The organism is Candidatus Saccharibacteria bacterium, assembly GCA_034521515.1.
Classification (GTDB): Bacteria; Patescibacteriota; Saccharimonadia; order Saccharimonadales; family JAXHMH01; genus JAXHMH01.
On record JAXHMH010000002.1, the window covers coordinates 640,947 to 660,587 of the forward strand.

Below are 19,641 nucleotides of genomic sequence, written 5' to 3' on the forward strand. Positions count from 1 at the left end.
TAATGAGCGCATCGAGTAAAAAACCAACAATCGGGAATAAAGAAACCAAGAAACGGGCTACAACAAAATCCCGGAAACTCGCGGCACCAACGTACCGTTCATTTAAAATCAGTAAACCCATTAAACATCCAAATGGCTCGCTCCCTAGCTCGCTCAAGTTATTGAAGTGGAGTCTGGCGCATATATTGGCGCATAAAAAAGTTTTTATTGGTATAACGGCCGTTTACTTACTTTTAACCGTAGTGTTCGTCAAAGGCTTTGGTGTCGGCGGGGATGTCACCGAGCTACGTGGAGTCGTTGATGAACTATTAGCTGGCAGTGGTCGTTTGTTTACCGGCTTAACGCTATATGGTTTATTGGTGGGCTCAACCGGTAATGCTAGTTCAGGAATAGCTGGCCTATACCAAACTATATTACTTATAATGGTAAGCTTGGCTCTTATTTGGGCGTTACGTCAAACCTACGCCAAGGAGCCAATCAGGATACGTGACGCGTTCTATAAAGGCATGTATCCACTTGTTCCTTTCATTCTAGTTTTGGCGGTGGTCGGTTTGCAATTGTTGCCGGCTATCATCGGCGGTGCGTTCTACAGCATAGTGGTTTCAGGTGGGCTTGCTGTTACCGGTGCAGAACAGGTTATCTGGCTGCTAGTTCTTGGTCTGCTGATACTTCTGTCGCTGTATATGGTAAGTTCCTCGCTCTTTGCGCTATATATCGTAACCTTGCCAGACATGACGCCAATGTCGGCACTACGTTCGGCACGCGAACTGGTTCGTTACAGACGCTGGTCTTTGATGAGAAAAATCATGGTACTCCCTTTCATACTATTGATTAGTGCAGCGGTCATAATGGTACCGTTGTTATTAACCGTAACTCTGATTGCTGAATATATATTTTTCATAGGTACAATGTTTGCATTAGCGGTCGTGCATAGCTATATGTATACCTTGTATAGAGAACTTCTATAGATATGGTTAAAACTAAAGCAAGATACAAAGAACTAAAGCAGCTGCTCAATAAATATAATTATGAGTATCATGTACTGGATAAGCCATCGGTGAGTGATGCGGTGTATGACGGGTTGATGCGTGAACTTAAAGATCTTGAGCAAGCAAATCCGGAATTAATAACGTCCGATTCACCGTCGCAAAGGGTTGGGAATCAACCGCTTGATAAGTTTGAAAAGTTTGAGCACTCATCACGAATGCTTAGTCTCAATGATGTATTCAACCGTGAAGATGTGGAGGCCTGGGTTAAGCGGACTGATAAATTAGCACCTGGTCAGACGCACGAGTTTAGTTGTGAACTTAAGATGGACGGCTTGGCGTGCGCGTTGCATTACAACAACGGTGTTCTGGAACGTGCGATAACTCGGGGGGATGGGTTGATTGGTGAGGATGTAACACAAAATGTTCGCACTATTAGCAGTGTGCCGCTCCGGCTGCATGATGATGGTACAAATAGCATCTTCCTTAAAGGCCGCACTGAAGTTCGCGGTGAAATTATAATGCTCAAAAAAGATTTTGAGGCTCTCAATAAACAACGAGAAAAAGAGGGTTTACCGGTTTTTATGAACCCGCGCAATTTAGCAGCCGGAACAATACGTCAGCTCGATCCAAAATTAGTGGCTGCCCGACCCTTGCAATTTAGAGGTTGGGATTTGTTGCGCGACAACAATGAAGATGTGCCAACATACGCTGATGCCTACAACACGATTTTGTCGCTGGGTGTCATGGTTAATAAGGAGCGTAAAGTCGTAAAAACGGTGGACGAAGTGATGCAATTTATTGACGTGTGGGAAGAGAAACGTCACGAGCTGCCGTTTCACACCGACGGCATTGTTATTAAATTAAACGACCGCCGTTTATATGCTCAACTTGGCGTTGTAGGTAAAAACCCTCGTGCCGCTGTGGCTTATAAATACCCAGCGGAGGAAGCCACGACGGCTGTAAAAGACATTGCTATAAGCGTTGGCCGTACGGGAGCCGCAACACCTGTAGCTGTGTTTGATCCGGTGGTAGTTGCCGGTACAACCGTGCAACATGCCAGCTTGCATAATGCTGACGAGATTGAACGTAAAGATATACGAGTTGGCGATACGGTTGTTATATATAAGGCGGGCGATATTATTCCGCAAGTCGACCGGGTTGTACATGAATTACGTCCTCGCGGTACCAGACGATTTAACATGGAGCAAGAGCTAAAGCGTCAGCACGGAGACTTGGAATTTGTGCGACCTAAAGGTGAGGCTGTGTATCGGGTAAAAGGCGCCACTGGGCCGCTGCTTTTAAAGCGAGGCCTACGTCACTTTGCCAGTAAAGGCGCGCTTGACATAGATACTTTGGGAGAAAAAAATGTTGAAGCTTTGGTTGATGCCGGACTTGTATCGGATTTAGCAGATATTTTTACACTTAAAGAAGATCAGCTTATTAAACTAGATAGATTTGCAGAAGTGAGCGCCAAAAAGCTCGTCTATGGTATACAGGCAAAAAAGACTCCGCCATTGCATCGGTTTATCTATGGTTTAGGCATCCGCCACGTTGGTGCACAGACCGCTATTGATCTGGCGAATCATTTTAAACGGCTCGATAATTTAGGTAGCGCCACTCTTCAAGAACTGCAATCAGTTGAAGGCGTGGGTGATATCGTCGCTAGCTCAATTGTGCTTTGGTTTGAAGATGACGACAACCAGCGATTGTTGGCCAAATTTCGCGCACTCGGCGTTTGGCCAAAAGAAGTAAAACAGACCGGAGGTAAATTAAACGGACAAAAATTTGCTATAACCGGCACTCTAGAAACAATGGGTCGAGATGTCGCAGCAGAAAAAATAAGGGCACTTGGTGGCACATTTCAGTCATCTTTAGGTAAAGATACGGATTATCTCGTGGTGGGTAAAAATGTTGGCTCCAGTAAACTTACCAAAGCAGATCGATACGGCACAAAGCAAATTTCTGAAGAAGATCTCCTCGATATTATTGACAAATAAGCAAAAACGGTTATTATAAAAGTGATCGTGCGCAAGGGCTGCTTGCGCGAGATAAAACAAACATCAAAAACAAAAAGCCCTTTGGTGGGCGCGCACGAGCAACCGCTCTGATTCTAAAAAGGGATGGAGCGGTTTTTGCTGCAAAGAGTAGTATATGAGTTTAGGGAGTAGTTTATGAGTGAACGCCAACAAGATGATCTGGGTCAACCAACCCACGATGTTTTACATAAAATAAACAATTCGCCCGAAGTAGTTCGCGGGATAACCGAAGAAACGGTGGAGGTTGTTGAGTCTATCGGTGGTATTTTGGTCAGTCAGTATGTCACACAAGAACGATACGAACACTTGGGATACCACACGCTGTTGGTGCATGGCTTACAAGCGTCTGATAAAGTTACGAATGTTATCTCGGATAGAATAGATAAAACATTGATTGCCAGAGGTCTTAATGTAGAAGAAACGGCTGTTAATCCGCAATGTGTTACAGAGGCGGACATTGTAGATTTCCACAATAATCTTCCGCAAGATAGTCAGACTGTAGGGCATGCAGTAACGAAAGTATTCCGTATGCTGGCCAATCATCTAAGATTCGAAAACGAGGACGAGCTTGTCTACTACGGTAAAGAGAATATTATTTTTGGAATTAGATACCAATCGTTTTTAGATTTATGCCAAGAAATTAACCACGGCGAGCTAAAGGTTAAAGGTATTGCCGAGTGGGGTCAGGATTTTCTTCAAGAATTTTACAACCAGATAACCGACTAACAGCGTGGTTCGTAAGGAGATCGGTATCTAAGTCTGCTATAATTTGTTCGATTCGCAAAGAAGTAACTTAAGGAGTTAAAAGGAATTCTCGATCGAAAATACTTGGTGGGGCTATAGCTCAGTTGGCTAGAGCGGTCGCCGCGGCGACAGGTCGATAAGTATTACGTAGACGTACTAAAAAGTTTAAAGACTGGGCGCCTATACACGGGTTCTACAGTTGATGTTGCAAAAAGGCTGCACGAGCATGACAATGGCAAGCCCAAGGCAACTAAATTCACAAGACCTTTTGAGCTTGTCTACAAAGAAAGCTATAATACACGGACAGAGGCCTACAGAAGAGAAATGTACTTTAAGACGGGCAGAGGTCGTGAGGAGTTGAAACATATATTGGGGTCGTCGTATAACGGCTAGTATGCATCCATGGCATGGATGAGATGGGAGTTCGATTCTCCCCGACTCCACCATTTTTAGCTATTGCGATCGCCGCGGCGACAGGTCAAGGGTTCGCCATATCATGAGATATGGCGCCCTGTCGGCCGACAGGGCGAGTCCCTGTCGTCTCCACCATTTGATTGTTACAAAGGACGTTATGGCAAAGGAGCATAGGAACTTCTTTGCTGATACAATAGACTTTATGAATAACAAATCTCAGATTTTACCTCAAATTAGTAACATAACCGCTCGGGTGCTGCTAGTTATAGGTGTATGTGCATTTTTTATATCTGGCTTTCTCTGGTTTCAACATGTATATAGCAGCCCGCGTAACGTTTTCCTAGGTATGTTAGAAAATAGTTTTCAAACGTATGGTATAGGGCGTTCGGTGGAGCAGTCGGATGACTTTCAGTCGATAGACCAGACAATCCTACTACAAGCCTACCGACAACAGGCTGCCCGGTCGATTACAGATTTAACGTATCCCAACGACGAATCGGATGCGCATGTTGTAACAGAGGCGGTGGGTACACCAAAAGAAGACCTTATTCGTTATCGAAGTATCGAAACCTCTGAAGTGGGAGCTGATAATCAACCGCTGGATTTTAGCGAGACAATTGATGAGTGGGGTCGCGCTGAGTCATCCTCCGGGCAGACGGATGGTGAACTGTTCACGGAAGCAAGTTTAGGGATTGTACCTTTCGGAGTGTTGGCGCACGAAGATCGTCAGGAGTTAACACAAACTATAGCTAACCGCGATGTATTTCAAGTCGACTACGCTGATACCGAAAAGAGTCTCTGGGGATGGCGACCACAGCTGACGTATACGGTAACCGTTACACCAGAAGATTACATTGTTATGCTCAAACAATTCGCTCAATCCGTAGAGCTTAACCATCTGGAGGATATTGACCCAGCTCAATTTAGCGACTCGCCGGACTTACAGTTTCAGATAACGGTTGATGTCTGGTCGCGGCAATTACGTGAACTTGTTTTCGTAGATTCCGGACGTACAGAACGCTACAGTTCGCACGGTGCTTTGCTTCCGATTACCATACCCGATGCGGAAGAAACCATATCTGTTGATGAACTTCAGACACGCCTTCAGAGTGTCCAGTAAGGTTTTTTGTTGTCCTTTCATGGCATTTAAGACCTTGCTCATCTATACTTTGACACATGCAAGCAATCGTACGCGACCTATTGGTTAACTACACCTCCAGGGGTAAGGGTAAAGCAATACTCTTATTGCACGGTTGGGGTGATAGTGCCGATACGTTCTCCATTTTGCAAAAACAATTATCGGGCGATTATCACGTGGTTTCAGTTGATTTACCGGGGTTTGGTAAATCACAGACGCCTAACACAGCTTGGGGTCTTGATGAGTATGCGGAGTTTACAGCGTCCTTTGTAAAAAAGGTTGGCATACAACCGCCTTACGCTATAATCGGCCATTCAAACGGTGGGGCAATTGCAACCCGTGGCCTAGGTACGGATACGCTTCAGACTGACAAGTTAATCTTGCTGGCGTCATCAGGGATTCGAGATGTATATAAGGTGCACAAAAAAGCACTCCGCTATCTGGTTAAGCTTGGTAAATATCTTACCATGCCACTGCCAATGTCCGTTAAGCGCGGTTTAAGAAATCGAATTTACCGATCTATTGGCTCGGATATGTTGGTTGCTGAACATATGCAAGAAACGTTTAAGAAAGTTATTACAGACGATGTTCAGTCCGATGCCAAAAACATTACCGCCCGAACATTGCTTTTGTATGGCGGCCACGATAACGCTACGCCTACTAGTTATGGTGAAACGTTCCACAGCCTCATTCAAAACTCTAAGCTTGACGTTTTGCCAGAAGCTGGCCACTTTATTCATCAGGATGCTGCCGAAGACGTCGTTAAACGAGTACAGGCTTTTCTCGGAGAAAAGTCATGAATTTTTTGAGCTATTACCGACTAAAAGCACCGCACATTCTAGTGTATATGTTGCAGCAGGTGGAGTATCAGCCAAAATTATTTTTGCGCTGGCTGTTACGTTACCCGGACTTAAACCGGGTTATGGCGCGACAAACTCTTGTTAAAACACGAAAAGCTAAGATGTTACTCGTGCTAGCTTATATGACTTGGGTAGCTAGTTTGGCGGCTGCTGCTTGGTCTGTTGTTGACGGATTATATCCAATCGCGGTAATAATTTTTGTTGGTACACCGTTCGTAGTCGCGGGGGTTCTTGCAACTGTTGCTTTACTAGCACGCTTGGTTGTCGTAAATCCTGCAGAGCGCAAAGAGATTACTCGAGCAAAAGCACAGTTAGAATCTATGGACGTAACGGTCATAGCAATCTTGGGAAGTTACGGCAAAACTACCATGAAGCAACTGCTTGAAACTGTGCTGAGAGAAGGAAAGCGCGTCGCTGCAACGCCTGGCAACAAAAATGTCCTAATTAGCCAGGCTCGTTGGATTAACCGTCTTCAGGGCGACGAAGAAGTCTTGATCATAGAATATGGTGAAGCGTATCCGGGGGATGTTGGCAAAATGGCCGCATTTACGCAACCGGACATAGCGGTTATCACTGGTCTAGCGCCGGCACATCTTGATGAATATGGTTCTCTCGATGCTGTGATGGCGGATTTTTCGGATGTTGTGCATTATGTCGGAGATAATCTTTACACCAACGGCGAATCGTTTGAATTAAGTGACAGAGTGCATAAAAGTATAGCCTATACCATTAATGGGGTTGGGGAGTGGAAGGTTGATGACATAAAATCCTCTATAAGCGGGACTGAGTTCACTCTAAACCATAAAAAGCAAAAACTTAGCCTTCAAACTTCTCTACTTGGTTTGCACCAGATTGGGCCATTATGCGCCATTGCGGCAATCGCTAAACAGCTCGGGCTTAGCGATAAACAGATCGAACAGGGTGTTTCTCACACGCAACCATATGAGCATAGGATGCAGCCATACAAGATGGCCGGAGCTTGGATTATTGATGATACTTATAACGGTAATATTGAGGGAGCCAAAGCCGGGCTGCGATTCTTAAATGAGCTTACAGCTGATGGAAACAAAATTTACGTTACACCTGGCTTTGTTGAGCAAGGCGACATGAAGCAGCAGGTTCACGAAGAGCTTGGGCGAGCAATTGCCGCTGCACACCCCGATAAAGTGGTGCTTATGCAGAACTCAACCACCAGTTATATACAAAATGGGCTGCGTGAAGCTGGTTTTGATGGCGAGCTGCTTATAGAAGGCAAGCCATTAGAGTTTTATACCAATCTGGAGCATTTTGTTGCCCAGGGTGATATCGTGCTAATGCAGAACGACTGGACAGACAACTACAGCTAGTTACCGCTGGATTTGCTCTATCCTGATTGACGACTAGAATTAAGCAAAAATCCTCACTTTATGTCCGATCGGACATAAAGTGAAGAAATTATACGTTGATATTAGGTAGTTAGCTAATTGTATACGTTAATTGTAGGTTGAAATTGTAGTAAATGTGATATAAGCTAGATTTATGAAAACGATAGCGGTTATTTTCGGCGGCAGATCAACTGAGCATGATGTATCAATTGTTACGGCACTAGCCAGTGTTATAAAACCTTTGGAGCTCACAAAGCAATACAAAGTAGAATCAATATATGTATCTAAAGACGGAGCTTGGTATTGGGATGACAAACTCAAGGATATTAAACTGTTCACCTCTGGAGATATCCGTGATTTTCTCCATAAATCAAACCCTGTCAGTGTGCAGTTTGACGGTGGCATGACGCTTATAAAATCCAGCGGTATCGCTGGCCGAAAAACCATCAAAAAAGTAGATCTTGTGTTTCCGGCAATGCACGGAACGTACGGCGAGGACGGCAGCCTTATGGGTTTGCTGCGTATGGCTAATGTACCATTTGTTGGCTGTGATATTGACGGCAGTGTCTTAAGTATGGACAAAGTATTGGCTAAACAGGTTGCCGAGTCGCAAGATGTAGCGGTTGCCGCTTACCAGTATTTTATGCGTGATAATTTTGCTCAAAAACCCAAGCAAATTCTCGATAACATTGAAAAAGATTTGAAATACCCATTATTCGTAAAACCAGCTCATCTTGGCTCTAGCATAGGGATATCACGGGTCAAGAACCGTAGTGAGCTACAAAATGCTATAGAGGTAGCTTGCCACTACGACACCAAAGTATTAGTTGAAGAAGAAGTGCCAAATCTTATTGAAGTAACTTTGCCAATTCTTGGCAATGAGGAGCTAAAACCAGCTTTATTGGAGCGCCCACTTACCAGCCCGGAAGACTTCTTTGATTTTGACACCAAGTACCTACAGGGCGGTAAAAAAGGCGGCAAGTCAGGTGGGTCAAAAGGTGCGCAAGGCTACAGCGAACTACCAGCTAAACTAGACAAAGCACTGTATGAAAAAGCAGAAAAGGTAGGGATAGACACTTACAAAGCGCTTGGGCTTGCAGGGACAGCGCGCATAGACATGCTTATCGATAAGAAAGATGGCACAGTCTACTTTAATGAGGTCAATCCGTTGCCTGGTGGGTTGTACGCCCACAACTGGCGTGCAGCTGGATTAAGCAGTATTGAGCTGGTGCAGACATTAGTGAGGTTGGCCGAAGAGCGCTGGCAGGAACAACAACGGCAAAATACAGTATTTAACACCAACTACCTCAAACAATTTTAGGTTAAGTTATGAAACTCACACAATCAAAAGCTTATCTAAGAGGAAGTTTTGTTCCATTCAAGGAGGCTAAGCTTAGCATTGCCAGCTCTCCGGTTTTGTATGGGTTAAGTGTCTATACGGTTATTCCGGTCAATTGGAATGAGCAAGAGCAGCAATTATATGTATTTCGGATGAAAGATCACTATAAGCGGCTGGTTAACTCTGCGCGGATTATGGACTTACACGGGTTTGTAGAATCTTGGACGTATGAAAAGTTTGAGTCCGTCGTGCTGGAGCTACTAAAGATCAACAAAGTCCAAGAAGATGCTCTGGTGCGTGTTACCGTGTTTATCGATGAAATCCAGTCTGGTACCAAAATTCACGGCTTGAAAAACAGTGTAAGCGTGTACGTATATCCAGCCGGTGAAATTTTACCTTCGTCTGGGGCTCACCTGTGTGTCTCTAGTTGGGTGCGTAATTCAGACAATTCAATTCCAGCCAAAGCTAAGGTGAATGGGAGCTATATAAATGCAGCACTAATGAAAAACGAGGCGATATTGAACGGTTATGATGATGCAATTTCACTAGATCATAACGGCCACGTTGCCGAAAGCACTGTTGCGAATCTGTTTATAGTTTGCGGCGATAAGCTTGTGACGCCAGATACATCGACGGACATTCTAGAGGGAATTACCCGCGACTCGTTACTATCAATCGCCAAGGAGGACAATATTTTGGTAGAGGAGCGGAGCATTGACCGTACTGAGCTGTATAAAGCAAACGAGACATTTTTGTGTGGTACATCGGTTCGGGTGACGCCAATTTTGTCGATTGATCGTCGTCCAATCGGTGACGGTAAACCAGGTATAATTACCAAGAAACTGATGAAAGATCTAGAAGCCATCCAGCGCGGCACCGATAAACGCTTCCCGCACTGGCGTAATGTAGCGTAACAGTGGTGACAATCTATCAGATGTGATAAGGTGTTAATTGATATGAAACGTTACAACCCGAAAGAGATAGAGCCGAAGTGGCAGAAAACTTGGGCTGGCCAGGGCATTTATAGAGCGCTGGATTTTGATGAGTCGCGGCCAAAGTTTGTCATGCTCACCGAGTTCCCCTACCCATCTGGTGACGGTCTGCATATGGGACACATCCGCGAATACACGCTAGGCGATATACTGGCGCGCTATAAGCGAATGACAGGGTACAATGTGCTGTATCCGATGGCCTATGATGCGTTTGGTTTACCGACCGAAAACTTTGCCATTAAGAATAAAGTCGCACCGCAAGTAGCAACCGAGACAAACGCTGCTAACTTCCAAGAACAGTTCGAAAGCCTAGGCTATAGCATCGATTGGTCGCGTAGCTTTAAGACAACCGATCCGGATTATTACAAGTGGACGCAGTGGTTGTTTTTACAGTTCTTTAACAAAGGCTTGGCATATCAGGAAGAGATTGCCATTAACTGGTGCCCAAAATGTAAGACAGGTCTTGCGAATGAAGAAGTTGTAAACGGCACGCACGAGCGCTGCGACACACCGGTGGAGAAGAAAGAGCTCAATCAATGGTTGCTACGTATCACCGATTATGCTGATCGTTTGATTGACGGACTAGAGACAGTGGATTACCCAAGCCGTATCGCTGACCAGCAAATCAACTGGATTGGCCGCTCACGAGGAGCCGTGATCAAGTTTAAAGTTGAGGGCTCAAAGTCAAAACAAATCGAAGTCTTTACTACGCGGCCAGATACGCTGTTTGGGGCAACGTTTATGGTATTGGCACCAGAGCATGACTTAGTAGAACAGATTGCTACAGAAAAACAACGCAAAAACGTAGAAGCCTATGTCAAGCAAGCTCAGGCCAAGAGCGAGATTGAACGCCAAGACACAAATCGTGAAAAAACCGGTGTGTTTACCGGCGCGTACGCCATTAACCCAATCAGTCATGAGAAAGTTCCAATCTGGATTGCTGACTACGTGCTATCCGGATACGGCACTGGCGCAATTATGGCAGTCCCGGCTCATGATGAACGTGATCACGGTTTTGCCAAGAAGTTTGATTTACCGATTATAGAAGTGGTTCAAGCGCCAAAGGGCTTTGAAGGCTGTTACACCGGTGAGGGTGAGATGGTCAATTCAGGTGAGTATAACGGTATATCCTCCAGTGAAGCACGCGATAAAATCGTGGCAGCTCTAGCCAATAAGGATATGGCTGAGGAACAGGTCAACTACCGCTTACGTGACTGGATTTTTAGCCGTCAACACTACTGGGGCGAGCCTATTCCGATTATCCACTGTAAAAAATGCGGAGCTGTGCCTGTTCCCGACAGCCAGTTGCCAGTAAAATTGCCACCGGTAGAACATTACGAACCGACCGATAGTGGCGAAAGCCCGCTTGCAGAAATTGAAGACTGGGTGAGCGTCGACTGTCCAAAATGCGGCGGAGCTGCCAAGCGCGAAACCGACACTATGCCGAACTGGGCGGGGAGCAGTTGGTATTATTTACGTTACTACGATGCTCACAACGACCGTGCATTTGCAGATAAGAAAAAGCTAGAGTATTGGGGTTCGGTAGATTTATATCTTGGCGGCATGGAGCACACCACGCTACATCTTTTGTACAGCCGATTTTGGCACCAATTCTTTTATGATATAGGTCTAGTGCCGACTCCAGAGCCGTATTTAGCTCGCCGCGGACAAGGCATAATTTTGGCCGAAGACGGCTCAAAGATGAGTAAAAGTAAAGGTAATATTGTAAATCCGAACGAAATCCTTGATGCAGGTTACGGAGCTGATGCCTTGCGCTTAGCAATTACGTTTTTGGCACCATACGATCAGACTACGCCGTGGAGTTCTGAGACAGTTGGGGGTACTCACCGTTTTGTAGCTCGAGTCTGGTCGCTTGTTCAAGAGTACCTAGAGAGAGTCCAAACTCCAATCTCCAAAGTCCAAAGTCAAGATAACGCTGCTTCGCAGCAAATTCTAAGGGAGACTCATAAAACCATCAAGAAGGTGAGCGAAGATTTGCACGAAATGAACTTTAATACTGCCATCGCAGCGTTGATGGAATACACTAATGCGCTATATAAAATAAAGTCCGATGACGATTTTGATGCGCGTGAGTGGCGGTCGTCTTTAGCTACGCTTCTACAGCTTCTTGCGCCATTTGCACCACACATTGCAGAAGAACTGTGGCACGATCTGGGTTACAAAAGCACTATTCATACAAGTGACTGGCCTGTACACGATGACCAATACCTGATTGCAGATATGATGAACATAGTCGTGCAAGTTAACGGCAAAGTCCGCGCTAATATTAGTGTTGCACCTGATGCAGATAAAGAGACTATTTTACAGGCTGCAAAAACCGAAGAAAAAGTAGCTAGTTATCTAAAAGATCAGCATCTAAAAAAATCAATCTACGTATCAAATAAACTAGTTAACTTTGTAGTCTAGCCAACCTGGTCTTGATCGAATAATTCAACGCTATGTCTATGTTCAGCGGCTGGAACAACTTTGACATGGCCAGCAACAGGGTAATCACCAATGACTCGATGGCTTAAGGGGTCTTTTTCGGTAGGGAATAAATCTACAACCTCACCGTTAGCAACTGCGGTTTCATGAGCTAGTTTATATAGGTCGGGTTGGAGTGCTAGCCTTTGTTCTTCAAACTCATCGATTGATGAGGTGTCGAGAGTGCTGCGTCGAAAAAAGTTCATTGTTGTACTATAACATTAATATATTAAAAAGTCAATGCCTAACTACTTGAGTTTATTGTAGTTTTAGGCTACTATACATCATAACATTCATCAATTAGGTAAGCAGGAGCTCTGTACTCGTATGGGTAAACCAAAGAAGCGAACAAGTCATCGTGCGACCGGTACACGGCGCAGCCATCTGGTAGTTAAGTTAGCGCGCGCAGTAAACGCCAAGTCGCCAGTCAAGGCATATACAACCAAAAAAGAAACCGGCAAAAAAGCTTAAGTACGCTTCGCCGGTAGGTTATACTGGAGCTAGGAATTAGTTTAACAATATGAGCGCAAATCGACATCTCGGCCGAATCATTGCTTTGCAAACGCTATACGAACAGGAGTTTCGACAAGAGTGTAATGATAAGAATGTAAAACTCTCAAGCATTCTTAAGCGTAACATTAGTCGCTACAAGGCAATGGTAGATGACCGGACGTTTATTGAAAGATTGGTAAATGGAGTCAATCAAAGACAGCAGTCTCTTGATGACATAATTCAACCAATTGCTCCAGAGTGGCCGCTTGATCAGATTGCGAGAATGGATCGGTTGGTACTAAGGATGGGCGCGTATGAGCTGCTACACGAAGCAGAAGTGCCACCAAAGGTAGTCATCAACGAAGCAGTCGAACTCGCTAAAGCATTTGGTGGAGAAAATTCAAGCAAATTTATAAATGGTGTGCTGGGGACGGTTTTAAAACAAAACAGTCCGCAATCAGAACCAGAGAAACCAGCAAAGCCTAAGGAAGAGAAGTAAGATAAATGGTGAAACGACCAAAGCCAATAAGAGGGTTTAAGAAGTTTGTATCTCAGCGGCGTCCAGCTATCAACGAAGTTGTGCGGGAGCCAACTGCAGGCGGAGTTATATTTCGTCACAACCCAAAGTCTAAGCAGGTAGAGATCCTGCTGATTCAAGATGCCAAGAACCGCTGGACTATACCGAAAGGTCACATCGAAGAAGGTGAGTCAGCAAAACAGACTGCAGAGCGTGAGATTCGGGAAGAAACCGGCCTTCAACAGGTTAGAGTACTCAACTGGTTAGGTAAGATAAATTTCCGTTACCGACGTACTAATAGTCTTGTATTAATGACAACCGAAATATTTTTAGTGAAGGCTCTCAGTGACACTGATAAACTCAAACCCGAAGAATGGATGAATGGTATTCAGTGGTTTTCGGCGCCCGAAGCACTTGATAGGATAGAATATGATGATATTGGTAAGCTAATTTTGTTGGCACTTAAAAAAATTCGTAATTCACATTCATGAAAGGAGCAAGCAGGTAGATAGGAACGAGTAAATGGGCAATATGCCGTACAGTTTACTGGCTTTTATCTGTCAGCATAAGTAACAAACTATGGACACCACACCGTATAAAAAATTTGCAAAAGAAAAACTCGAAATTGAGTTTAACGATCTAGATCTACTCATAACCGCTTTTACGCATCGTTCATATTTAAACGAGCATCGTAAATCAGTTCGAGAGCACAATGAGCGACTTGAGTTTTTGGGTGATGCTGTACTTGAACTGGTAGTTACAGAATACTTGTACGAAAACTTCACCGATCCGGAAGGCACACTTACTAATTGGCGTAGTGCCCTGGTGCGAACTGAAAGCATTGGCGCAGCTGCCGAGAGGTACGAGTTTGAGCCACTACTGCGTTTAAGCCGCGGCGAAAAGCGTGGAACAGATCGTGCTCGCGCACAGATTTTAGCCAACAGTTATGAAGCAGTTGTCGGTGCTATCTACCTAGATCAGGGCTATGAAGCTGCTAAGAAATTTATTACGGAGAGTTTGCTCGTGACGTTTAAAGAAATCCTTGAAACAGGTTCTTGGATGGATCCAAAATCGCAGTTGCAAGAACTTGTCCAGAGCACTGAAGGGCATACACCTCAGTACAAGGTTCTTAGTGAAGAAGGTCCAGACCACGATAAAGTGTTTACCGTTGGAGTGTATGTCGATGGTGCTATGAAGGGTCAGGGCGAAGGACCAAGCAAGCAGGCTGGTCAGGTTTCTGCTGCCGAGTCTGCACTCAAAAAATACCAATAAAGAACATATTAGGCTCAGAAAGCCTACCACGCCAAAAATATAAGTCTTCTGTGCATAGTCTTGCATGGTAGTTTCAAAAAAGAATGAAGGATTGGTTGATTAATTGATTGACAACAGAGGTCATTCCCTGTAAAATGCACAGGTTAGTAATTATTCATTTAACAAGAAAGAGAGATAGGGATGTTAGTCATTCGTATGCAGCGTACTGGCCGTAAAGGTCACGCTCAATTCCGCGTCGTAGTTCAAGACTCGCGCCGGACCCCTACCAGCGGTAAACTAGTTGCCAGTCTGGGGTATTATAATCCACACAGCAAGGAAGCGGTTGTTGATAAAGACAAAGCTTCTTACTATTTACAGAACGGTGCTCAACCGTCGGAGCGTGTCGCCCGACTTCTAAAAAGTGAAGGCGTTAAGCTGCCAAAATGGGTTGAACTGACTGACTCAAAGAAGCGCTCTATTAAAAATACAGATAAACTTCGGAAGAATCGTCCCGCAGAAGAAAAAACAGAAGAATCTACTGAAGAAACACCCAAAGAAGAGGTCGCCGAAGCAGCTGATGAGGCGCCGGATAAGAATACAGAAGATGCCACTGAAGTGGCAGATGATAAGCCAAGCCAAGAAGCAGAGTCTGACAAATAATTGAACCTTAATTTGGTATAATAAAACTGCAAAGACAGTAATGGGAGGAGTATCAGTCATGGCTAAAGATATTGATCAGCAATTCATCGAATATATCGTCAAATCACTGGTTGGCAAACCGGATGCGGTAACAGTTGAACGCACTATAGATGAAAGAGGTGTGTTACTAGAACTTACTGTTGACCCGGACGACTTAGGACGTGTTATTGGTAAGCGTGGGGCAACTGCTCAGAGTTTACGTACGTTACTACGTGCACTAGGTACTAAAAACGATGCCCGATATAATTTAAAAATTATCGATAACGGTGATCAAGCTGAAGCACCAGAAGCCCAGAGTGAGGATACGGAAACTGTAGCGGACGATAATGATGAAGATTCAGTGGCCAGCAAGACACGAAAAGAACTGGAAGAGTTTGACGACCTAGACGTGTAACACAGATATCCACAGTATATCCATAAAAAGTATTGTATTAGAACAGAGGTTGCGGTATATTTAAGTAGTTATCGACGGCCGCAACCTCCGGCAATTAAAAACAAAAACATTGTAAGGGCTCATTGCGAGCCACTCGTGATTATGTCGCGGGTGGGAGCCTTATGTGACAAAGCGAACCCCTAAAGGGGTTCTTTTTGTATCATCACCCAACAGTCCCACGACTTTCACATTTACGACGGCCGTCGTAAATGTGAAAGTCAGGATGTTTTAAGTGACACGGCTTCAAAAATCTGTACGTATTTTTCAAGTTTGTACTCCTTGATTTCAGCCTTTAGGTAATCACGATGATCGTATTCAGTAGCCCAAACGCTTTGCTGTATTTTCTTGAAGGACAGTTCCTTTAATAGATCTCTCAGATGTTGACGCTTGTATCGCTCGTCTTCGGGTACATCAAACACCACCAGCAGAAACGCCCCCGCCTCAAGGCGTTTAGGCTTGTATAGTTTTACACGATGCCGACCTTTGTCGGTCAGTCTTGGAACTCCGTTATCGTCTAGGATAAGCAAGCCAGACTTAATAGCACGGTAATAGGCCGTTTGCAATGTGTTTGCAGAAATTTTTTCTACTCGTTCTAGCTCTGCAAAAAACTTAGAAGGCTGGAAACTGAGCAACAAGTTTGCCTTGGTATAGGGAACAAGGGATTTGAGTATATATTGTGTTGTGGGTGTTAAACGAGACATACTTTCAATTTTACGACGGCCGTCGAAAATATGAAAGTCGTGTGATATTTGGTATAATGATTTGGATGAAAGTGCAAATTGTATCATTGTTTCCAGAGATGTTTGAAGGTGTGCTAAACGCTAGCATGCTCTGGAAGGCGCAAGATAAGGGCGCGGTTGAGTTTGCGTATGTAAACCTACGCGACTTTGGTTTAGGCTCGCGAAAGCAGGTTGATGACACGCCGTATGGCGGCGGTGACGGCATGCTATTGATGGTTGAGCCGCTCGTATCAGCGATTGAGCAGGCTAAAAAGAACGATCCAAGCGCTACAGTGATTATGCCGACGCCTCGCGGTAAGACGTATAAGCAGTCTGACGCCAAGCGATTGGCCGCTAAAGCTAAGGGAATGATTTTAGTTTGTCCTCGTTATGAAGGTTATGATGAGCGCGTCACAAGTTGGATTGATAAACAATTTTGCATCGGCAACTATGTTTTAACAGGCGGAGAATTGCCGGCAATGGTGGTCATAGATAGCGTGGTGCGGCTTTTGCCTGGAGTGCTCGGTGGCGAAACGTCTGCTGAAATTGAGAGTTTCCAGCAGGATGACAAATCAGTAGAATTCCCGCAATATACACGACCGGAGGAATTCCGAGGATTACACGTGCCGGACGTACTGCTGAGCGGTCATCACGCCGAGATTAATAAATGGCGTAATCAGCAGGATAGCCAGGACAATAGAGTGCAATAAAACTATGGAACAGAGTGATAATCCAAAAGATTTATTCGATGAGACGCGTTACGCACGCGAAGTTTTTAGTAGCGTGGAGGATATAATTAGTCTCCCTGATGATATTGAGCCAAATGTGCCCGATTTGAAGGAGTTAGTAGCTGGCGAAGGGGAGTATATAGTAGCTTCTCTTGCTTCATATGGGCTCGAACAAGCTTGGGTGGAGAAACTGGACAGGCTCGTCCATGACTCTGATCGGCTACATGTAATATTTGAAAATGATGCTTTAGGTGCGCTAAAGACAGGGGTAGATGCCGTGAGAGTTCGTGATGAAAAAGTAGAAGTAAGTGTGGCGGCCAGTACACTGAGAGCGTTTATATCAGACGCTTATCATTCCATTAAGCCAATTGGCGATAATTCAGATTTGTGTTTTGCGCGAGATGCAGGAATAAAGATGCTCTACACATACGCGGTATCTTTAGGGGTAACTAGTTCTCTTGGTATTAACGACCTTCACGCCGAGCTAAAACAGGATTCACATATTCGAAAGTTTTTGACGATAGGTAAAGACGATGAATTTAGTGACACAGATACTGAGCAATATGCAGCCTTCCTTCCTTATAGAGTGGCGTCAAGACTTTCGATCGACAGATTAGAAAGTATGTGCGCTAAGTTCTTCGATGCGGATTCAGACGCGGCTGGTGAGGTCGTACAGGAGTATGCAGAAAATAGGCAGCGAGCACTACGAATGTTAAAGTCTGCGAGCTATGCTGGGTTCAGCCTGGTCGATTTGGCAAGCGCATATCCTCTGTCAAATGATGCAACGAGACAATTTGTACAAGACATGCCCGGTGCTTTAAGGCAGGTAAATCGTATAGGTTGATACGTGACTGCAGTTGTAGTTTGGGGTGCCTTGGTGGCATAGAAACCATGGTAAATAGGCAGTTATTGCGGTAAATCAATAGAATTTATGAGCCGTTTAGCCCTAATAAATTGCTTAATCAATAAGCGTAAGTATTATGTAGACGCTAACGATGATAAACATGCTAACCCAAACCAGTAATATTGGCTTAGAACGTCGTTTATAACTCTGCCGTATGCCGTAAGCGCAGATAGCCGTCCATATAATTAGAACCAGTAATGTAAAAAGTATTTGCATAAGCTTTATTGTACCAGTTTTTACTAAGCTAACTATTATTTATAAACTGTGCGTATTACATTAAAAGCGGAGGATATGTGAACAAACCGGCTGCATATTGAGTGTTCTTTACGTAGAATTTACCATAGAAAGGGGTTTTGGTATGTCAAAGAACAACCAAGTAGATCCAGTAGAGCGAGCTTTTAGGGTGATAAAAAGAAAAGATTTTTTACCCGATGATATAAAACACAAAGCAGATTTAGATAGTCCGCTCCCAATCGGTTATGGTCAAACCAATAGTCAACCATCGACGGTACGCCGGATGTTGGAGTGGCTGGAGGTTCAAAAAAACGAAAAAATTCTTGATGTCGGCTCCGGTTCAGGTTGGACCAGTGCTTTACTGGCCAATCTGGTCGGTAAAGAGGGGAGGGTTTACGCTGTAGAAAAAGTGCCTCAGCTTAAAAAATTTGGTGAGGATAATTGCTCACGGGAGGGGATTGATAATGTTGCCTTTTTTGAGGCAGGCGAGGTGTATGGTCTGCCAAGGCACGCACCGTATGATCGGATTTTGGTAAGTGCAGCGGCTGGTTCGCTGCCTGATGAGTTGTTGCAGCAGTTGAAAGTTGGCGGCCGCGCGGTTATACCAGTCGAAGGTTCTGTTCATGTGATTGACAAGTTATCGTCAGATAAATTTCGTGACATGCAGCACCCGGGTTATCTTTTCGTACCCTTAATTAAGCACCAATGACCTGACCGTCTGTGGTGTTTCGATCATCGGTATAATTATCTAAATTATTGCCGTCAGGCAGACTAGTGTTGTTTGGTTTTTCGTAGTATCCCATAAATACTGCCTTTTCTAGGACGTTTCCTTCAAGCGCGTTGTCTAGTTGCTGTCTAGTGGCACCTTTTTCAAGTTTGGTTGGCGATTTAAGGGCGAACAATGTTACATAATATCTATGTTTACCGTCAGGTGGACAAGGACCATCGTAATTTTGGTTACCGAAATCGTTTTTGCCCTGAAGGCCGGTTTTAGGAATAGAATTTTCAAGTATCTGCAGTGTGGCTGGTGACATATCATACAGCATCCAGTGAGTGAACAGTCCTGCAGGTGCGTCCGGGTCATCAATAATCAATGCCAAACCGGCAGCATCTTTTGGTATATCGGAAAACGTAAGAGGAGGATTCACATTATCTCCATCACAGGTGTAAGAGCTTGGAATTATTTCTTCGTGTCGAAAGGCCGAACTAGTTATTGTCATCTTATATACCTCCCATTCTAATACCCAAATTCTAGCTAAACTAGAAAGCTGTCACTATGATAATTTTATCGCTATCGACATGAA

At 44.5% G+C, this 19,641-nt stretch carries 22 protein-coding genes, 1 tRNA gene and 1 pseudogene; 20 read left to right on the forward strand and 4 right to left on the reverse strand.

Annotation, left to right across the window (positions count from 1 at the left end):
- Positions 1-2 precede the first annotated feature (2 nt).
- From U5K77_03345 to leuS, 11 genes and pseudogenes are all read left to right on the forward strand, one after another.
- Positions 3-968 carry a hypothetical protein gene (locus U5K77_03345; protein ID MDZ7744762.1) on the forward strand — a complete coding sequence of 322 codons (966 nt, stop codon included), beginning with the start codon at positions 3-5 and terminating at the stop codon, positions 966-968.
- Between the two features lie 2 nt (positions 969-970).
- On the forward strand, positions 971-2,986 hold the full coding sequence (gene ligA / locus U5K77_03350; protein ID MDZ7744763.1) for an NAD-dependent DNA ligase LigA: 2,016 nt from the start codon (positions 971-973) through the stop codon (positions 2,984-2,986).
- 174 nt (positions 2,987-3,160) lie between these two features.
- Positions 3,161-3,751, forward strand: coding sequence for a hypothetical protein (locus U5K77_03355; GenBank protein MDZ7744764.1), 591 nt, complete (start codon positions 3,161-3,163; stop codon positions 3,749-3,751).
- A 171-nt stretch (positions 3,752-3,922) separates the two neighbouring features.
- Positions 3,923-4,162, forward strand: a pseudogene (locus U5K77_03360) (GIY-YIG nuclease family protein).
- A tRNA-Ala gene (locus U5K77_03365) sits at positions 4,141-4,215 on the forward strand. The pseudogene U5K77_03360 and the gene U5K77_03365 overlap by 22 nt, the downstream one beginning before the upstream one ends.
- Before the next feature lie 170 nt (positions 4,216-4,385).
- Entirely contained in the window at positions 4,386-5,303 is a 918-nt protein-coding gene (locus tag U5K77_03370; GenBank protein ID MDZ7744765.1) for a hypothetical protein, read from the forward strand.
- 56 nt (positions 5,304-5,359) lie between these two features.
- The gene (locus U5K77_03375; protein MDZ7744766.1) at positions 5,360-6,121 is read left to right on the forward strand and encodes an alpha/beta hydrolase; all 762 of its coding nucleotides are present in this window, start codon (positions 5,360-5,362) and stop codon (positions 6,119-6,121) included.
- Entirely contained in the window at positions 6,118-7,527 is a 1,410-nt protein-coding gene (locus tag U5K77_03380) for a Mur ligase family protein (GenBank protein MDZ7744767.1), read from the forward strand. The genes U5K77_03375 and U5K77_03380 overlap by 4 nt, the downstream gene beginning before the upstream one ends.
- Before the next feature lie 172 nt (positions 7,528-7,699).
- Positions 7,700-8,866 carry a D-alanine--D-alanine ligase family protein gene (locus tag U5K77_03385; GenBank protein MDZ7744768.1) on the forward strand — a complete coding sequence of 389 codons (1,167 nt, stop codon included), beginning with the start codon at positions 7,700-7,702 and terminating at the stop codon, positions 8,864-8,866.
- An 8-nt stretch (positions 8,867-8,874) separates the two neighbouring features.
- Entirely contained in the window at positions 8,875-9,798 is a 924-nt protein-coding gene (locus tag U5K77_03390; protein ID MDZ7744769.1) for an aminotransferase class IV, read from the forward strand.
- Positions 9,799-9,840: 42 nt separating this feature from the next.
- Complete coding sequence (leuS, locus tag U5K77_03395; protein ID MDZ7744770.1) at positions 9,841-12,303, forward strand: leucine--tRNA ligase; 2,463 nt, start codon at positions 9,841-9,843, stop codon at positions 12,301-12,303.
- On the opposite strand, the gene U5K77_03400 is transcribed toward leuS, so the two are convergent.
- Positions 12,300-12,566: a hypothetical protein gene (locus U5K77_03400; protein ID MDZ7744771.1), complete on the reverse strand. Its 267-nt coding sequence runs from the start codon at positions 12,564-12,566 to the stop codon at positions 12,300-12,302. The two genes, leuS and U5K77_03400, sit on opposite strands and share 4 nt — an antisense overlap.
- Positions 12,567-12,687: 121 nt before the next feature.
- Between U5K77_03400 and U5K77_03405 the strand changes: the two genes are divergently transcribed.
- From U5K77_03405 to U5K77_03430, 6 genes are all read left to right on the forward strand, one after another.
- Positions 12,688-12,831 (forward strand): hypothetical protein, encoded by a 144-nt coding sequence (locus U5K77_03405; GenBank protein ID MDZ7744772.1) that lies wholly within the window; start codon positions 12,688-12,690, stop codon positions 12,829-12,831.
- Between the two features lie 49 nt (positions 12,832-12,880).
- A complete protein-coding gene (nusB, locus tag U5K77_03410) occupies positions 12,881-13,351 on the forward strand; it encodes a transcription antitermination factor NusB (GenBank protein MDZ7744773.1) in 471 nt (156 codons plus the stop codon).
- 5 nt (positions 13,352-13,356) lie between these two features.
- The gene (locus U5K77_03415; GenBank protein ID MDZ7744774.1) at positions 13,357-13,860 is read left to right on the forward strand and encodes an NUDIX domain-containing protein; all 504 of its coding nucleotides are present in this window, start codon (positions 13,357-13,359) and stop codon (positions 13,858-13,860) included.
- 88 nt (positions 13,861-13,948) lie between these two features.
- On the forward strand, positions 13,949-14,641 hold the full coding sequence (rnc, locus tag U5K77_03420) for a ribonuclease III (protein MDZ7744775.1): 693 nt from the start codon (positions 13,949-13,951) through the stop codon (positions 14,639-14,641).
- Positions 14,642-14,836: 195 nt separating this feature from the next.
- Positions 14,837-15,280 carry a 30S ribosomal protein S16 gene (rpsP, locus tag U5K77_03425; GenBank protein MDZ7744776.1) on the forward strand — a complete coding sequence of 148 codons (444 nt, stop codon included), beginning with the start codon at positions 14,837-14,839 and terminating at the stop codon, positions 15,278-15,280.
- Between the two features lie 58 nt (positions 15,281-15,338).
- Positions 15,339-15,713 (forward strand): KH domain-containing protein, encoded by a 375-nt coding sequence (locus U5K77_03430; protein ID MDZ7744777.1) that lies wholly within the window; start codon positions 15,339-15,341, stop codon positions 15,711-15,713.
- A gap of 257 nt (positions 15,714-15,970) precedes the next feature.
- Here the strand turns inward: U5K77_03430 and cas2 are convergent, their stop codons facing one another.
- Entirely contained in the window at positions 15,971-16,453 is a 483-nt protein-coding gene (gene cas2, locus U5K77_03435) for a CRISPR-associated endonuclease Cas2 (GenBank protein ID MDZ7744778.1), read from the reverse strand.
- Between the two features lie 65 nt (positions 16,454-16,518).
- On the opposite strand from cas2, the gene trmD reads away from it, so the two are divergent.
- The gene (gene trmD / locus U5K77_03440) at positions 16,519-17,181 is read left to right on the forward strand and encodes a tRNA (guanosine(37)-N1)-methyltransferase TrmD (GenBank protein ID MDZ7744779.1); all 663 of its coding nucleotides are present in this window, start codon (positions 16,519-16,521) and stop codon (positions 17,179-17,181) included.
- A gap of 4 nt (positions 17,182-17,185) precedes the next feature.
- A complete protein-coding gene (locus U5K77_03445) occupies positions 17,186-18,043 on the forward strand; it encodes a hypothetical protein (protein ID MDZ7744780.1) in 858 nt (285 codons plus the stop codon).
- A 114-nt stretch (positions 18,044-18,157) separates the two neighbouring features.
- Here the strand turns inward: U5K77_03445 and U5K77_03450 are convergent, their stop codons facing one another.
- Positions 18,158-18,319 carry a hypothetical protein gene (locus U5K77_03450; GenBank protein ID MDZ7744781.1) on the reverse strand — a complete coding sequence of 54 codons (162 nt, stop codon included), beginning with the start codon at positions 18,317-18,319 and terminating at the stop codon, positions 18,158-18,160.
- Positions 18,320-18,461: 142 nt separating this feature from the next.
- Between U5K77_03450 and U5K77_03455 the strand changes: the two genes are divergently transcribed.
- Positions 18,462-19,046, forward strand: coding sequence for a protein-L-isoaspartate O-methyltransferase (locus U5K77_03455; protein MDZ7744782.1), 585 nt, complete (start codon positions 18,462-18,464; stop codon positions 19,044-19,046).
- Here the strand turns inward: U5K77_03455 and U5K77_03460 are convergent.
- Positions 19,033-19,557 (reverse strand): YbhB/YbcL family Raf kinase inhibitor-like protein, encoded by a 525-nt coding sequence (locus U5K77_03460; protein MDZ7744783.1) that lies wholly within the window; start codon positions 19,555-19,557, stop codon positions 19,033-19,035. The two genes, U5K77_03455 and U5K77_03460, sit on opposite strands and share 14 nt — an antisense overlap.
- Positions 19,558-19,641 lie beyond the last annotated feature (84 nt).

Excerpts from the sequence above, each read along its gene's own strand:
- U5K77_03345 (MDZ7744762.1), top strand. The coding sequence starts at position 3 with ATGAGCGCATCGAGTAAAAAACCAACAATCGGGAATAAAGAAACCAAG.
- ligA (MDZ7744763.1), top strand. The coding sequence starts at position 971 with ATGGTTAAAACTAAAGCAAGATACAAAGAACTAAAGCAGCTGCTCAAT.
- U5K77_03355 (MDZ7744764.1), top strand. The coding sequence starts at position 3,161 with ATGAGTGAACGCCAACAAGATGATCTGGGTCAACCAACCCACGATGTT.
- U5K77_03370 (MDZ7744765.1), top strand. The coding sequence starts at position 4,386 with ATGAATAACAAATCTCAGATTTTACCTCAAATTAGTAACATAACCGCT.
- U5K77_03375 (MDZ7744766.1), top strand. The coding sequence starts at position 5,360 with ATGCAAGCAATCGTACGCGACCTATTGGTTAACTACACCTCCAGGGGT.
- U5K77_03380 (MDZ7744767.1), top strand. The coding sequence starts at position 6,118 with ATGAATTTTTTGAGCTATTACCGACTAAAAGCACCGCACATTCTAGTG.
- U5K77_03385 (MDZ7744768.1), top strand. The coding sequence starts at position 7,700 with ATGAAAACGATAGCGGTTATTTTCGGCGGCAGATCAACTGAGCATGAT.
- U5K77_03390 (MDZ7744769.1), top strand. The coding sequence starts at position 8,875 with ATGAAACTCACACAATCAAAAGCTTATCTAAGAGGAAGTTTTGTTCCA.
- leuS (MDZ7744770.1), top strand. The coding sequence starts at position 9,841 with ATGAAACGTTACAACCCGAAAGAGATAGAGCCGAAGTGGCAGAAAACT.
- U5K77_03400 (MDZ7744771.1), bottom strand. The coding sequence starts at position 12,566 with ATGAACTTTTTTCGACGCAGCACTCTCGACACCTCATCAATCGATGAG.
- U5K77_03405 (MDZ7744772.1), top strand. The coding sequence starts at position 12,688 with ATGGGTAAACCAAAGAAGCGAACAAGTCATCGTGCGACCGGTACACGG.
- nusB (MDZ7744773.1), top strand. The coding sequence starts at position 12,881 with ATGAGCGCAAATCGACATCTCGGCCGAATCATTGCTTTGCAAACGCTA.
- U5K77_03415 (MDZ7744774.1), top strand. The coding sequence starts at position 13,357 with ATGGTGAAACGACCAAAGCCAATAAGAGGGTTTAAGAAGTTTGTATCT.
- rnc (MDZ7744775.1), top strand. The coding sequence starts at position 13,949 with ATGGACACCACACCGTATAAAAAATTTGCAAAAGAAAAACTCGAAATT.
- rpsP (MDZ7744776.1), top strand. The coding sequence starts at position 14,837 with ATGCAGCGTACTGGCCGTAAAGGTCACGCTCAATTCCGCGTCGTAGTT.
- U5K77_03430 (MDZ7744777.1), top strand. The coding sequence starts at position 15,339 with ATGGCTAAAGATATTGATCAGCAATTCATCGAATATATCGTCAAATCA.
- cas2 (MDZ7744778.1), bottom strand. The coding sequence starts at position 16,453 with ATGTCTCGTTTAACACCCACAACACAATATATACTCAAATCCCTTGTT.
- trmD (MDZ7744779.1), top strand. The coding sequence starts at position 16,519 with ATGAAAGTGCAAATTGTATCATTGTTTCCAGAGATGTTTGAAGGTGTG.
- U5K77_03445 (MDZ7744780.1), top strand. The coding sequence starts at position 17,186 with ATGGAACAGAGTGATAATCCAAAAGATTTATTCGATGAGACGCGTTAC.
- U5K77_03450 (MDZ7744781.1), bottom strand. The coding sequence starts at position 18,319 with ATGCAAATACTTTTTACATTACTGGTTCTAATTATATGGACGGCTATC.
- U5K77_03455 (MDZ7744782.1), top strand. The coding sequence starts at position 18,462 with ATGTCAAAGAACAACCAAGTAGATCCAGTAGAGCGAGCTTTTAGGGTG.
- U5K77_03460 (MDZ7744783.1), bottom strand. The coding sequence starts at position 19,557 with ATGACAATAACTAGTTCGGCCTTTCGACACGAAGAAATAATTCCAAGC.